General features: G+C 73.1%; 9 protein-coding genes. 7 read left to right on the forward strand and 2 right to left on the reverse strand.

The features are described 5' to 3' along the window. Positions 1–44 precede the first annotated feature (44 nt). The gene (locus tag AC0VYL_RS14380) at positions 45–1,628 is read right to left on the reverse strand and encodes a PucR family transcriptional regulator (protein ID WP_475453223.1); all 1,584 of its coding nucleotides are present in this window, start codon (positions 1,626–1,628) and stop codon (positions 45–47) included. A gap of 293 nt (positions 1,629–1,921) precedes the next feature. Between AC0VYL_RS14380 and AC0VYL_RS14385 the strand changes: the two genes are divergently transcribed. The 5 genes from AC0VYL_RS14385 (at position 1,922) to AC0VYL_RS14405 (ending at position 8,749) form a co-directional block, all read left to right on the forward strand. Then, positions 1,922–2,791 (forward strand): FAD binding domain-containing protein, encoded by an 870-nt coding sequence (locus tag AC0VYL_RS14385; protein ID WP_475480433.1) that lies wholly within the window; start codon positions 1,922–1,924, stop codon positions 2,789–2,791. Continuing rightward, positions 2,782–3,300, forward strand: a complete 519-nt coding sequence (locus AC0VYL_RS14390; protein WP_475453227.1) for a (2Fe-2S)-binding protein — start codon at positions 2,782–2,784, stop codon at positions 3,298–3,300. Before AC0VYL_RS14385 ends, AC0VYL_RS14390 begins: the two co-directional genes overlap by 10 nt. Continuing rightward, positions 3,297–4,655 (forward strand): 8-oxoguanine deaminase, encoded by a 1,359-nt coding sequence (locus AC0VYL_RS14395; RefSeq protein WP_475480434.1) that lies wholly within the window; start codon positions 3,297–3,299, stop codon positions 4,653–4,655. The genes AC0VYL_RS14390 and AC0VYL_RS14395 overlap by 4 nt, the downstream gene beginning before the upstream one ends. Then, positions 4,655–7,090, forward strand: coding sequence for a xanthine dehydrogenase subunit D (pucD, locus tag AC0VYL_RS14400; protein ID WP_475480435.1), 2,436 nt, complete (start codon positions 4,655–4,657; stop codon positions 7,088–7,090). The genes AC0VYL_RS14395 and pucD overlap by 1 nt, the downstream gene beginning before the upstream one ends. A gap of 216 nt (positions 7,091–7,306) precedes the next feature. Then, positions 7,307–8,749: an NCS2 family permease gene (locus AC0VYL_RS14405; RefSeq protein ID WP_475480436.1), complete on the forward strand. Its 1,443-nt coding sequence runs from the start codon at positions 7,307–7,309 to the stop codon at positions 8,747–8,749. A gap of 93 nt (positions 8,750–8,842) precedes the next feature. Here the strand turns inward: AC0VYL_RS14405 and dctA are convergent, their stop codons facing one another. Continuing rightward, positions 8,843–10,273, reverse strand: a complete 1,431-nt coding sequence (gene dctA / locus AC0VYL_RS14410; RefSeq protein ID WP_475480437.1) for a C4-dicarboxylate transporter DctA — start codon at positions 10,271–10,273, stop codon at positions 8,843–8,845. Positions 10,274–10,492: 219 nt separating this feature from the next. Between dctA and AC0VYL_RS14415 the strand changes: the two genes are divergently transcribed. Continuing rightward, on the forward strand, positions 10,493–13,102 hold the full coding sequence (locus AC0VYL_RS14415; RefSeq protein WP_475480438.1) for a molybdopterin-dependent oxidoreductase: 2,610 nt from the start codon (positions 10,493–10,495) through the stop codon (positions 13,100–13,102). After that, positions 13,099–14,115 carry an FAD binding domain-containing protein gene (locus AC0VYL_RS14420; protein ID WP_475480439.1) on the forward strand — a complete coding sequence of 339 codons (1,017 nt, stop codon included), beginning with the start codon at positions 13,099–13,101 and terminating at the stop codon, positions 14,113–14,115. The genes AC0VYL_RS14415 and AC0VYL_RS14420 overlap by 4 nt, the downstream gene beginning before the upstream one ends. The last annotated feature ends 49 nt before the right edge of the window (positions 14,116–14,164 follow it).

Raw genomic sequence — 14,164 nt, forward strand, 5'->3', positions numbered from 1 at the left:
CATCCACCGAACACGCCCTGGCGCCCACCACCGACAGTCGGGGATCAGTCGCGCAGTTTGAGCGCCAGGAACAGGTCGACCCGGTGCTCCAGGCTGCTCAGGTCGCGGCCGGTGAGCTCCTCGACCCGGCCGATCCGGTAGCGCAGGGTGTTGACGTGCACGTGCATGGCGGCGGCGCAGCGCTGCCACGAGCCCGAGTGGGCCAGGAACTGCTCCAGTGTGTCGACCAGCTCGGAGCGGTGGTCGCGGTCGTACTCCAGGAGCGGCCCCAGCAGACGTTCACGGTAGGACGTCTGCACCTCCTCGGGCACCGAGGCCAGCAGGAGTTCGTGCGAGTCGATCTCGGCCCCGGCGATCACCCGGGAGCGTCCGCCGCGCAGTTCCGCGAGGCGGCGCGCGTGGCGGGCCTCCACGGCGGCGCCGCGCAGCTCCGCCACGCCCCGGGACGCCGAGCTCAGCCCCACCGCCAGCCGGTAGTCGAGCAGCCCGCCGTCCAGGACGCGGGCGCGGTGGACCAGTTCGGCGCGGATGCCCTCGGTCCTGGACCGGGCCTGGTCCTCGGGGCCCTCCACGGGGATCACGGCCAGGGCGTCGTTGTCGCCGGTGACCACGGCCCCCGGGTGGTCGGCGACGAGTTCCGCGACCACGCGGCGCGCCAGGTCCGGCACGCGCGGCTCAGGGAGCATCATGGCACTGACCACGACGTTCACGCGGTCGTCGGGCTCGGGGGCCCGCTCCTCTCCGGTGCCGCGCATCAGCGCGGTGACCTCGTCGAAGCGCTGGGCCGCCAGGAGCCGGGGCAACCCCTCCAGGTGGCGCGCGGTCGTCAGCGAACGCTCCTCGTCGCGACTCCGCGCCAGGACGCTGACGGAGACGAGTTCGGCCACCGCCTCGTGCTCCTCCTCGCTCCAGGACTCGTGGTCACCGGTACACACGAGCAGCCAGTTGGAGAGCGGGTGCGACTCCTTGGTCCGGATGGGGACGACCGTCAGCGCGCGCCCCTGCCCTCCGGCGGAGCCCCGGGTGGTGTACGGGAAGGCCGACCAGGTCAGGGCCCTGGCCGCGAGGTCCTCGCGTTCCTCGGACGTCAGCGGCTCGCCGGAGGACGCGACGTGGCGGCCACTGGCGGAGACCACCCACGCGGTGATCCCGGCCTGTCGTGCGGCGGAGGCGAAGGCGTCGGGGAAGTCCGCGCCCGAGGCCACCTCGGCCATCAGGCGGCGCTGGCGGTCCCGGGTCTCCGCGATCGTCGTGAAGCGACGCTGGGTGAGGGAGCGCAGCACCTCCTCGGTGACCACGCCGAAGGAGGTCTCCGGGGGGATCTCGACGAGGGGGATGTCATGGGCCGTGCAGGCGGCGACCAGGTCGTCGGGGACCTCGCCCAGGGCGGTGCCCGCCCCCACGGCCAGGGCCCCGGCGCCGACCACGGAGGACACGAAGGTCTCGGAGTCCTCCGGGCGCGTCCGCCACATCATCCCGGTGAGGACGAACTCCCCTCCGCGCAGGTAGCGGGCGGGTTCGAGCAGGTCAGTGGTGTAGGCCCACCGGATGTCGCGGTGGGCGTGCTCGGCGCCCGCCAGGAACCGCAGGTGCAGTCGCTTGACGGCGAGCAGCTCACTGATCTGCATGGACTTCCCTCTGTTGGTCGGGTGGGGCGGCTTCCCCCGGGTGGCGGCCTGTATCAGGACAGTGTGCCCCCGAACCGGGGCGTTCGACGACATCCCCGGCGGTTCCGGGGCGTGGCTCCGGCACCGCTTGTAGGAAACGCCCAACGCCGGTGGTTCGTTCCGCGGACTCTTCATGTCATCGACGGCTGGTCGGGCGTCCGAACAGAGTGCTCTACTTCACAGCATCGCCCACTAACGAGGGGTCGCGGCAGAATCGACGCGACCGGACCGCACTGCGCAGGACGAGGACGAGCATGGAATTCCTGAGGCCATCCACGCTGGTGGAGGCCCTAGAGGCCAGGAGCGCCCACCCCGACGGCGTGCCCATCATGGGCGGCACCGACGTGATGGTGGAGCTGAACTTCGACAAGCGCCGCCCCTCGGCGCTGATCGACCTGACCCGGGTCCCCGAGCTGACCGAGTGGGGGGTGGACGGGGGCCGCACGCGTCTGGGCGCCGGGGTTCCCTACACCCGGATCATCGAGCACCTGTCGGGCCGGGCGCCCGCGCTGGCCAAGGCCTCGCGGTCGGTGGCCTCCCCCCAGATCCGCAACCGGGGCACGGTCGGCGGCAACCTGGGCGGGGCCTCCCCCGCCGGGGAGGCGCACCCGCCGCTGCTGGCCACCGACGCCGAGATCGAGCTCGCCTCGGTGCGGGGCACGCGCCGGGTCCGGGCCCGCGACTTCTACCAGTCGTTCCGCACCACCGCGCTGCGACCGGACGAGCTGATCACGGCGGTCCTGCTGCCCGAGGCCACCGGTCCGCAGCAGTTCGCCAAGATCGGCACCCGCAACGCCATGGTGATCGCGGTGACCTCCTTCAGCCTCGCGCTGGACTCCGAGCGGCGGGCCGTCGGCACCGGGATCGGCTCGGCCGGGCCGACGCCGCTGCGGTCGGAGGCGGCCGAGGAGTTCCTGGAGGGTGAGTTCGACTGGGAGGACGGCCGCCCCCTCTCGGAGGCCGTGGTGCGCCGCTTCGGTGAGCTCGTGGCCTCCGCCTCCCGTCCCATCGACGACCAGCGCGGCACCGCCGAGTACCGCAGGCACGCCCTCTCGGTCATGGCGCGCCGCGCGCTGAGCTGGTCCGTCACCGACTACCGGAAGGGGTCCGCGCGATGCGCGTGAATCTGAACGTCAACGGTGAGGACGTCACCGCCGACAACGTGTGGCCGGGCGAGAGCCTGCTGTACGTACTGCGTGAGCGCCTGGGCCTGCCGGGCAGCAAGAACGCCTGCGAACAGGGCGAGTGCGGCTCGTGCACCGTCTACTTCGACGGCGTGACCGCGTGTTCGTGCATGATCGCCGCCGGACAGGCCGAGGGCCGCGAGGTGCGCACCGTCGAGGGTCTGGCCGAGGGGCCCGGCAAGGGCGGCGACCGGACCCTGGGCGTGGTGCAGGAGGCGTTCGTGGAGGCGGGAGCCGTCCAGTGCGGTTTCTGCACGCCGGGTCTGCTGGTGCAGACCGACGACCTGCTGGAGCGCACGGTGGGCGCGGGCCGGGGAGCTCCCGGCGACGCCGAGATCCGCGAGGCGCTGGCGGGCAACCTGTGCCGGTGCACCGGGTACGAGAAGATCATCGACGCCGTGCACCTGGCGGCCGAGCGTCGTGCCGAGGAAGCCGGGAGCGGCTCATGAGCCGGACCGTGGTCATCGAGGGCGCCCACGTCGTCACCGTGGACGGCGCCGCGTACGCCGACGGGCACGTGGTGTCCCGGGACGGTGTCATCACCGCCGTGGGCGCGGGACCGGCCCCCCGGCTGGAGGGTGGGGTCGAGCGGATCGACGGGCGGGGCTGCGTGGCCACGCCGGGTCTGGTCAACACCCACCACCACCTGTACCAGTGGGCCACCCAGGGCCTGTTCGCGGACGGCACGCTCTTCGAGTGGTTGGTGGGCTCCTACGAGATCTGGCACCGGCTGGACGCCGACGTGGTCTCGGGGACGACCTCGGCCGGTCTGGCCCACCTGGCGCTGTCGGGGTGCACCACCGCCTCCGACCACCACTACATCTACCCCGCGGGGCGCGGCGACATCGTCGCGGCCGAGGTGGAGGCCGCCCGCGAGGTGGGGGTCCGCCTGGACCTGGCGCGCGGTTCCATGGACCGGGGGCACAGCCAGGGAGGACTGCCGCCGGACAGCGTGGTGGAGACCCTGGAGGGTGCCCTGGCCGGTACTGCCGCGGCGATCGACGCCCACCACGACCCCTCCGCCGGGTCCATGACGCGGGTCGCGGTGGCGCCGTGCTCGCCGTTCTCGGTCTCCCGTGAGCTGATGACCGGCGCCGCCGATCTGGCCCGGGACCGGGGCGTGCGCCTGCACACCCACCTCGCGGAGACCCTCGACGAGGAGGAGCAGTGCCTGACCGAGTTCGGGTGCACCCCCGTGGAGTACGCGGAGAGGCTCGGCTGGCTGGGTGAGGACGTGTGGTTCGCGCACGCCGTACACCTGTCGGACGCGGCGATCGGCCGGATCGCGGCCACCGGTACCGGTGTCGCGCACTGCCCGACCTCCAACGCCCGCCTCGGCGCCGGTATCTGCCGGGTGCCGGAGCTGCTGGAGGCCGGGGCGAAGGTGGGGCTGGGCGTGGACGGTCCGGCGTCCAGCGAGCTGACGGGGCTGGCCGGTGAGATGCACCAGGCCCTGCTGATGGCCCGGGCCCGCAAGGGCCCGCAGGCGCTCACCGCGCGCCAGTCCCTGGAGCTGGCCACCCTGGGCGGCGCCCGGGTGCTGGGCCGCGACGCGGAGCTGGGCTCGCTGACGGTCGGCAAACAGGCCGACGTCGCGCTGTGGCGGGTGGACGGCTTCGGCCCCGACGTGATCGCCGACCCGGTGGTGGCGCTGACCTTCGGTCCCGTCCCGCCCCTGGAGCGGCTCCTGGTCGGCGGGAACACCGTCGTCGACCGGGGCGAGCTGCGCACCCTGTCCGCCGAGACCGCCGCCGCGCGGGGTCGTGCGGCGCACCGATCCCTCATGCAGGAGGCGAACCGCTGATGACGGCGACGACCAAGACCGTGACCACGGACCTGTCCAGCACCACCAAGGACGGCCTGGGCGCCAGCCCGCGCCGCCCCGACGGCACGCTGAAGGTCACCGGCGAGTTCGCCTACTCCTCGGACCTGTGGATGGAGGGCATGCTGTGGGGCGCGACCCTGCGCAGCCCGCACCCGCACGCCCGCATCCTGGGCATCGACGTCACCGAGGCGCTGAAGCTGCCGGGTGTGGAGGCGGTGCTCACCCACGAGGACGTGCCCGGCGCGAAGCGCTACGGCCTGGAGTACCAGGACCAGCCGGTGCTCGCCTTCGACAAGGTGCGCTACAAGGGCGAGGCGGTGGCCGTGGTGGCCGCCGACCACCCGGAGACCGCGCGCCGGGCGATGGAGCGCGTCCGGGTGGACTACGAGGTGCTGCCCCCGGTGAGCGACCCGCTGCGGGCCGCCCACGATCCCGGGTACCCGCTCGTCCACGAGGAGGGCACCCTCCCGGTCCACGAGGAGTACCGGCAGAGCGGCAACCGGGTGCGCCACCAGCCCATCCGGACCGGTGACTTCGTGGCAGCGGCGGAGTCGGAGGAGGAGCGGACCCGGGTGCTGGAGCGCCTGCGCGCCGAGGCCGACGCGGTCGTGGAGACCGAGTACGAGGTCGGCATGCAGGACCAGGCCTTCCTCGGCCCGGAGTCGGGGATGGCGGTGCCCGCCGAGGACGGCGGCGTGGACCTGTACGTGGCCACGCAGTGGCTGCACGTGGACCAGAAGCAGATCGCCCCGGCCCTGGGCCTGCCCCAGGAGAAGGTGCGGCTCACCCTGGCCGGGGTGGGCGGCGCGTTCGGTGCCCGCGAGGACCTGTCGATGCAGATCCACGCGGCGATGCTGGCGCTGCGCACCGGCAAGCCGGTGAAGTTCGTGTACAACCGCGAGGAGTCCTTCTACGGCCACGTGCACCGGCACCCGGCCAGGATGCGGTTCGAGCACGGCGCGAGGGCCGACGGCACGCTGGTGTACGCCACGTTGGAGATCGTCGTGGACGGCGGCGCGTACGCGTCGGCCACCCCCGCGGTGGTGGGTGTGGCCTCCTCGCTGGGCATCGGCCCCTACGAGGTGCCGCACGTGATGGTGGACGCCTACGGCGTGTACACCACCAACCCGCCGTGCGGCGCCATGCGCGGCTTCGGCGCGGTGCAGGCCTGCTTCGGCTACGAGTCGCAGATGGACAAGCTCGCGTCGGAGCTGGGCATGCACCCGGTGGCGCTGCGGGTGAAGAACGCGATGGCGCAGGGCTCCCGGATCATCACCGGCCAGGAGATCGACATGCCACTGCCCATGGTGGAGATGCTGGAGCGCGCCCGCGACCTGCCGATGCCGGTGGAGCGGACCGCGTTGGAGGACCCCTCCGACCAGCGCACCCTTCCGGGCGGCGTGGCCGGGACCACGCGCGGCGAGGGTGTGGTGCGCGGCGTGGGGTACGGGGTCGGTCTGAAGAACCTGTGCTTCTCGGAGGGCTTCGACGACTACTCCACGGCGCGGGTGCGCATGGAGATCGTGGGCGGTGAGCCGGTGGTGCTGGTGCACACGGCCGCAGCCGAGGTCGGCCAGGGACTGGTGACGATCAAGGGACAGATCGCCCGGACCGAGCTGGGGGTGGAGCGGGTGGCGATCGCCCCCTCCGACACCCAGGTGGGTTCGGCGGGTTCGTCCTCGGCCTCCCGGCAGTCGTACATGACCGGCGGCGCGGTGAAGATGGCCTGTGAGGCGGTCCGGGAGTCCGTGTTCGCGCTGGCCCGTGAGCGCGGGATCGTCCCGCCGGAGGTCGCCGACGCCGAGCTGTCGCTGGTCGGTGGCAAGGTCGTCTCGGAGAGCGCCGGGGTCCTGGTGTCCCTGGCCGACCTCCTGGGCGAGTCCGCCAGCGGCGGGACGGTCGTGGAGGAGACCCGCGAGCACCACCACCGGCCCACCGAGGTGCTCGACCCGACCCTGGGACAGGGGGCCTCGCACACGCAGTTCGGAATGTGCGTGCACCGTGCCGTGGTGGACGTGGACGTCGATCTGGGCCTGGTGAAGGTGGTGGCCCTGGACGCGGTCCAGGACGTCGGCAAGGTGCTCCACCCGCAGCAGCTGGCCGGTCAGATCCAGGGCGGTTCGGCCCAGGGGCTGGGGTTGGCGCTGATGGAGGAGATCCAGGTCAAGGACAGCGAGATCCGCAACCCGTCCTTCACCGACTACCTCATCCCGACCATCCTGGACATGCCCCCGATGCGCATCGACGTGCTGGAGCACCCGGACCCGCACGCCCCCTACGGACTGCGGGGCGCGGGTGAGCCGCCGACGCTGTCGTCGACCCCGGCGATCGTGGCCGCCGTGCGCGCCGCCACCGGGCGTCCGCTGACGCACGCGCCGGTGCGTCCGGAGGACATCGTGGGCATCGAGCTGTGACCCGCGGCCGCCGCGTGCGGCGGCCGCACCCGGAGGGGTGACGGCGCCCTTCGCCCCTCCCCCTCAGTCGCCCGCCCCGGATCTCTGACGCCCTCGGCCCCGGGGCGGGTCGTCAGGACGGAAACGCCCTGACCCGACCCAAGGTTGACTACTCGAAGTAGCAAACCCCCCACCCATGGTGATATCCACCGTGCTCATATCCCTCCAGGAGGGGACGTGACCGAATCCAACGACACCGGAGCGCGGCCCGGCCCGCGCTCGGGTACGGATCGATCCTGGCTCGACCGGTTCTTCTTCGTCTCCGAGCGGAACTCCACCTTCGGGCAGGAGGTCCGCGGCGGACTGACCACGTTCATGGCGATGGCCTACATCATCGTCCTGAACCCGATCATCCTCAGCGGTGTGGCCGACGTGAACGGCGACCACCTCTCCGCAGGACAACTCACCACGATGACCGCCCTGGCCGCCGGGCTGGTCACCATCATGATGGGCGTGGTCGGCCGCGCCCCGATCGCCTGTGCGGCGGCCCTGGGCGTGATGGCCGTGGTCGCCTACCAGGCGGCCCCGCAGATGGCCTGGCCCGAGGTGATGGGCCTGGTCGTCTGGCAGGGCGTCGCCATCATCCTGATGGTCGTCACCGGCGTCCGCACCGCCGTGATGAACGCCCTCCCGCACGACCTCAAGCTCGCCATCGGGGTCGGCATCGGCCTCTTCGTCTCACTGATCGGCCTCACCAACGCCGGGTTCGTCAGCGCGAGCGACGGCGGCAGTCTGCTCCAGATCGGGGCCGCGGACGGCGGCGGGCACCTCGACGGCTGGCCCGTCGTGGTGTTCGTGGTCGGGCTCGTCCTGGCCAGCGTGCTGCTGGCGCGCAAGGTGCCCGGGGCGATCTTCTACGGGATCATCGGCGCGACCGTGCTCGCCGTCGTCCTGCACTCCGCCCTGCGGCTGGACCCCGACTCCTGGGGCGGCGGCGTGCCCGCGCTGCCCTCCAGCCCGGTGTCCACGCCCGACTTCGGCCTGCTGTTCCAGGTGGACATGTTCGGCGCGTGGACCACGGCCGGACCGACCACCGCCGGGGTCATCCTGTTCACTCTGGTGCTGGCCGGCTTCTTCGACGCCCTGGGCACGATCCTGGCGATCGGCACCAAGGCCAACATCGCCGACCAGAACGGGCAGATGCCCCGGGTCAACCAGATCCTGGTGACCGACGGCGCCGGCGCCGTGACCGGTGGCCTGACCAGCTCCTCGGCGACCCTGGTGTTCGTGGAGTCCACGGCGGGCGTGAGCGAGGGCGCCCGGACCGGCCTGGCCAGCGTGGTCACGGGGCTGCTGTTCCTGAGCGCGGTCTTCTTCGCCCCGGTGTTCGGCATGGTGCCCGCCGAGGCGGCGTCCGTGGCGATGGTGCTGGTCGGCGCCATGATGATGATGCACGTGGGGCAGATCGCGTGGACGGACGTCTCGGTGGCCATCCCCGCGTTCCTGACCATCGCGATCATGCCGTTCGCCTACGACATCGCGAGCGGGATCGGCATCGGGATCATCGCGCACACCGTGATCAGGTCGGCGCAGGGGCGGTTCGGTGAGGTCGGCTGGCTCATGTGGATCCTGAGCGCGGTGTTCGCCTTCCACTTCGCGATGCACGCCCTGGGGCTCTAGGCCGGCCGGGAGCCGTCCGCACACGGCCCCGCCTCCACCCGGCACGGCCGGGCCGCCGTCATCCGACGGGCGGCCCGGCCGTCGCCGTCGCGGCTACCGTTCCGGCCCCGGCTCGGGTTCGCTCCGCCGCCCCTCGGCCGCGGGGGCGGACACCGTGACGGGCTCCGCGTCCCCCGCCTCCTCCGCGCGCTCCGGGGTGTCCTCGGCCTCGGTGTCCTCCTGGCGGGCGGGCGGCTCCCTGCCGTCGAGGACGGCGCGCATGCGCTCCATGTCGAGCTGCCCCTCCCACCTGGCGATGACGAAGGTGGCCACGCAGTTGCCGAGCAGGTTGATGGACACGCGCATGGTGTCCATCAGGCGGTCGGCGCCCAGGAGCAGGGCCACGCCCGCGGCCGGGAAGGCGCCGAGCGCGGTGGCGGTGGCCGACAGGGCGAGGAAGGCCGATCCGGGGACCCCGGCCATGCCCTTCGAGGTCAGCAGGAGGATGAGCACCATCATCAGCTGGTCCGCGATGCTCAGGTCCGCGCCGAAGGCCTGGGCGAGGAAGAGCGCGGCGATGGGCAGGTAGATGGCCGCGCCGTCGAGGTTGAAGGAGTACCCGGTGGGCACCACCAGGCCGGTGGTGGCCTTGGAACAGCCCGCGTTGGTGAGCTTCTGCATGATGCGCGGCATGACCGCCTCGGAGGAGGCGGCACCGATGGCGAGGGCGAACTCCTCCTTGGTGTAGCGCAGGAACTTCCAGAGGTTGACCCCGGCCAGGACGCGGGCGATGACCGCGAGGGCCAGCAGGAAGACCCCGGCGGCGGAGTAGCAGGCGATGATGAGCATGCCGAAGCTGCTGAGCGAGGACAGGCCGTAGGCGCCGATGACGAAGGCCATGGCTCCCAGGGCGCCCAGCGGGGCGACGCGCATGATCCAGCCGATGCAGGTGAAGATGACGTCGGTGAAGCGGTCGATGAGGTCGAGGATCGGCTTGCCCCGCTCCCCCATCTTGGACAGCGCCAGGGCGACGAACACGGCGAAGAACAGCACCTGGAGCAGCGAGTTCTCGGCGAAGGCGCCCACGACGCTCTCGGGAATCACGTCCAGGAGGAACTGGGCGAACCCGGGGATCTCACCGCCCTGGGTCACCTCCTCCAGCGCGCCGGTGTCGAGGTCGGCGGGGTTGACCTCGAAGCCCACGCCGGGCTTGAGGAGGTTGGCCACGACCATGCCGTAGAGCAGGGCGAAGGCGGTGACGACCTGGAAGTACACCAGCGCCTTGATCCCGATCCGGCCCACGGCGCCCAGGTCCCCGACCTTGGCGATGCCCGTGACGATCACGCAGAAGATCAGCGGGGCGATGAGCATCTTGATCAGTCGGATGAAGCCGTCGCCCAGGGGGCGCAGGCTCTCTCCGAACGAGGGCCACAGGTGTCCGATCAGCACACCCACCACGACGGCGACGATCACCTGGAAGAACAGGGACCGGTAGAAGCGGGGGCGGGGGCGGTCGGGTGCTTCGGTTTCCGTGGCTGCTGCCATGCGGGCCCTCCACAGGGGGTTCTTTGACATTCGGAATCTCTATTCCTCATGGCGGAATAGAGATTCCGACAGAGTAACGGGCGTCACATTGGCCACGCAAGGCACATCAGCACAAACCGGCAGGTAACAACGGTGGCCACACCCAGGGCCTTTGACACCGGACTTTTCGCCGCCTTAAGTTGTCAATGTCAACTTCCGAACCTCCCAGGGAAGCCGCCCATGGACACCAGCGTCAACGGCGCACCCTCCCCCGCCCCCGACGACCCCGGCCTGAGCGCCGCCGACCACCTGCGCGACCGGCTCGGACTGACCGGCACCAAGATCGCCTGCGGCTCCGGCGTGTGCGGGGCCTGCACGATCCTGGTGGACGGCGCTCCCACCGCCTCCTGCCTGCTGCCCGCCGACCACCTCACCGGACGGTCGGTCACCACCGTGGAGGGCCTGGACGGCGTCCACCCCGTACAGCGCGCCCTCGCCGCCCACGACGGACTCCAGTGCGGCTACTGCACGCCCGGCTTCGCCGTCGAGGCCTCCGTGTTCGTGGACGCCTGGCGCGCCGAACACGGGGACACCCGCCCCGACCGCGCAGCCGTCGCGGACGCGCTCGCCGGACACCTGTGCCGGTGCGGTGCCTACGAAGGGATCTTCGCGGCCGTGGCCGCCGCCTGCGCCGGGGAGTTCGACACCGAACCCGACCAGGCGCCACCGCGCTCCGACGCCCCCGACAAGGTCACCGGGCGCGCGAGGTTCAGCGCCGACCACGCCCCGCCCGGCACCTGGGAGGGCGTGATCGTGCGCTCGGCGGCGCCGCACGCGCGGGTCCGGAAGGTGAGCGCCGCCCCCGGCCCCGACGGAGCCCCGTCGCCGCTGGTGGACCTGCTCGGGGAGGACCGGGTGGTGCGCTACGTCGGCCAGCCGATCGCCGCGGTGGCCGCCCCCACCCGGTCGCTCGCCCGGGAGCTCGCGGAGGCCGTGCGGGTGGACCTCGACCCCCTGCCCTCGGTGACCGACCCCCGCGCCGCGGCCGCCCCCGGCGCCCCGGTGCTCTACGGCACCAAGGAGGAGCGCGAGGCCGCGCCCTCCTACGGCGAGGCCCCCACTCCCCCGGCCCCCTGGAACGGGAACGTGCGCGGCCCGGGGGTGCTCAGCTGGCGCGGACCCACCGCCGTGGCCCGGCTCCGAGCCGCCGCGCGTCGCCGGGACCCACTGCTGGTGGCCGAGGAGTACACCACCGCCACCCAGGTGCACAGCCCGCTGGAGCCGCACGTGAGCGTGGCCTCGTGGGTGGACGGGGACCTGTTCCTGCACGTGTCCACCCAGTCGGTCAGCAAGATCGCCGACATGGCGGCCCTGCGCTGGGACCTGCCCTGGGAGCGCGTGCACCTGGTGGCCGAGTACGTCGGCGGCGGGTTCGGAGCCAAGAACTCGCTCTCCCCCGACGTGGTGGCCGCCGTGGAGCTGGCCCGGCTGACCGGCCGCCCGGTGCGGGTGTGCCTGGACCGCTCCGAGGAGCTGACCGACGCCGGGCACCGGCCCGCCACCCGTACCCGGGTGGCCCTGCTGGCCGGAGGGGACGGTTCCCTGCGGGCGCTGAGCGTGGACTCCCACGGCGACGGCGGGGTGTCGGTGGGCTCCAACGCGGCCGTCCTGGCCGCGCTGATGTACGGCCGCTCCCCCCGCCGGGTCCGCGACTACGACGTGGTGACCAACCGGCCTCCGGCGGCGCCCATGCGGGGTCCCGGCGGGCCGCCGATGGCCTGGGCGCTGGAACAGGCCGTGGACACCATGGCACTGCGACTGGGCGAGGACCCGCTGGCCCTGCGCCGCCGCTGGGACGGCAACCCGAAGCGTCGGGCCCTGTACGAACGCGTCTCCGAACTCCCCCTGTGGCGGGACCGGCGGCGCGGGTCGCGCACCGGGAGGTATCGCCGCGGGGTGGGACTGGCCGCCGCCGGCTGGCCGTACCTGCTGGCGCCCGACGCCCGGGTGGAGCTGGCGGTGGAGGGCGGCGCCCTGGTGGTGCGCTCGGCCACCCAGGACATCGGTACCGGCATCCGCGCCGTACTCGGGGGCGTGGTCGCGGACCGGCTCGGCGTGGACGCGGCGGACCTGCGGGTGGAGATCGGCCGGAGCTCGTCGGTGCACGGCACCGGCTCCTTCGGCAGTCGCACGACCACCTCCATGGGACCGGCCGCCGCCGACGCCGCCGACCGGCTGCGCGCGGCCCTGCGCGAGCACTCCCCCGACGTGCCCGCCTCGGGACCCGTCCCCGAGCACGTGTTCAAGGAGGCGCTGGCCGCCGCCGAGGGTGTGAGCGTGGTCGGGGAGCGCCGCCGTGACCGCTGGGGGCAGCTGACCCCGAACTTGGGCGACCTGGCCGTCGGACGCGGGATGAGCGGCGCCGTCCACGTGATGGAGGTCGAGGTGGACACCCGGCTCGGTCGAGTGCGCCCCACCCGCTGCTGGGCGGGGATCGCCGCCGGTCGCGTCTATGACGAGCGGCTGGCGCGCAACCAGTGTGAGGGGGCGGTGGTCCAGGGCGTGGGCTACGCGCTCTTCGAGGAGCGGCGCGACGACCTCGCCACGGGTGTGGTGCTCTCCGACGACCTGGAGGACTACCGCCTCCCCGGCATGGGCGACGTGCCCGAGACCGAGGTGTACTTCCACGAGGAGGGGTTCGAGCACGTGGCGGGCGGCGGGATCGGCCTGGGCGAGGTCTCGGTGGTGGGTGTGGCGGCTGCCCTGGGCAACGCCGTGTACGACGCCACCGGCTGGCGCCCGCACGACCTGCCGCTGCGCCCGGACCGACTGATCGGAGGACTGCGTTGAGCACGCCGCGAGGAACCACCACGACCGTCACCCGTTCCACGAGCGTGGCCGGAGCCGTCCGGGAGGTCGTCGCGGGCGCGCGGCCGCGCGCCGGGGGCACCGACCTCGCGACCTGCGTGGAGGCCGGGGTGATCGCGCCCGGCCCCCTGGTGGACCTGTGGGGCGTACCCGAGTTGCGCGGACCCCGGTGGGACGCCGAGGGAGCGGTGCGGATCGGCGCGATGACCAGCGTCGCGGAGCTGGGAGCCGACCCGCTCCTGGCCGAGGCCTACCCGGGTCTGGCCGCCGCGGCACGGGCGCTGGCCACCCCGCAGGTCCGGGGGACGGCGACGGTGGGCGGCAACCTGCTCCAGCGCAACCGATGCCCCTACCTGCGCAACCCGGCCTTCGACTGCTTCCAGACCGGCGGGGACTCGTGCCCGGCCCGTTCCGGTGACCACCTGCGCGCCGTGGTGGTGGACCAGGGCCCGTGCGTGGCCCCGCACCCGTCGTCGCTGGCGGTGGCGCTGCTGGCCTACGACGCGTCCGTGGTGGTGCTGGAGCGGGGGTCGGGGGCGGAGGTCGAGCGGGGCCTGGCCGAGCTGTACGACGGCGGCGACCCCACCCGGGACCACGTGCTCGCCCCCGACGACCTGCTGGTCGCGGTGGCCCTGCCCGCCCCGGTGCGGGGCGGGCGCGCGGCCCACCTGCGCGTCGCGGGGCGCGCACGGGCGGAGTGGCCGCTGGTCGAGGCGGTGGTCCGCCTGGAGTGCGCGGAGGAGGGCCGGGGTCCGGTGACCCGCGCGTCGGTGGCGGTGGGCGGGGTGGCCCGCACCCCGCTGCGGCTGCCCGGCGTGGAGCGCGCCCTGGTGGGCGCGGTGCCCGGCCGGGCCCTGGACGGGGCCGTGGACCGGGCTCTGGAGGGGATCGTGGATCTCTGTTCCCCGCTGCCCGACACCGGGTACAAGGTCCACCTGCTCCAGGAGACCGTGCGGGACGTCCTCGAACGGGCCCTGGACGCACCGGCCGGATGACACCGGCCGGAGGCACGTGATCCGGGGTGGGAGCCGGGTGGGCCGCCGT

This window comes from Nocardiopsis sp. iso_238 (assembly GCF_056173325.1).

Coding starts and splice junctions, on each gene's coding strand:
- AC0VYL_RS14415 (WP_475480438.1), top strand. CDS start 10,493: ATGGACACCAGCGTCAACGGCGCACCCTCCCCCGCCCCCGACGACCCC.
- dctA (WP_475480437.1), bottom strand. CDS start 10,273: ATGGCAGCAGCCACGGAAACCGAAGCACCCGACCGCCCCCGCCCCCGC.
- AC0VYL_RS14390 (WP_475453227.1), top strand. CDS start 2,782: ATGCGCGTGAATCTGAACGTCAACGGTGAGGACGTCACCGCCGACAAC.
- pucD (WP_475480435.1), top strand. CDS start 4,655: ATGACGGCGACGACCAAGACCGTGACCACGGACCTGTCCAGCACCACC.
- AC0VYL_RS14395 (WP_475480434.1), top strand. CDS start 3,297: ATGAGCCGGACCGTGGTCATCGAGGGCGCCCACGTCGTCACCGTGGAC.
- AC0VYL_RS14385 (WP_475480433.1), top strand. CDS start 1,922: ATGGAATTCCTGAGGCCATCCACGCTGGTGGAGGCCCTAGAGGCCAGG.
- AC0VYL_RS14380 (WP_475453223.1), bottom strand. CDS start 1,628: ATGCAGATCAGTGAGCTGCTCGCCGTCAAGCGACTGCACCTGCGGTTC.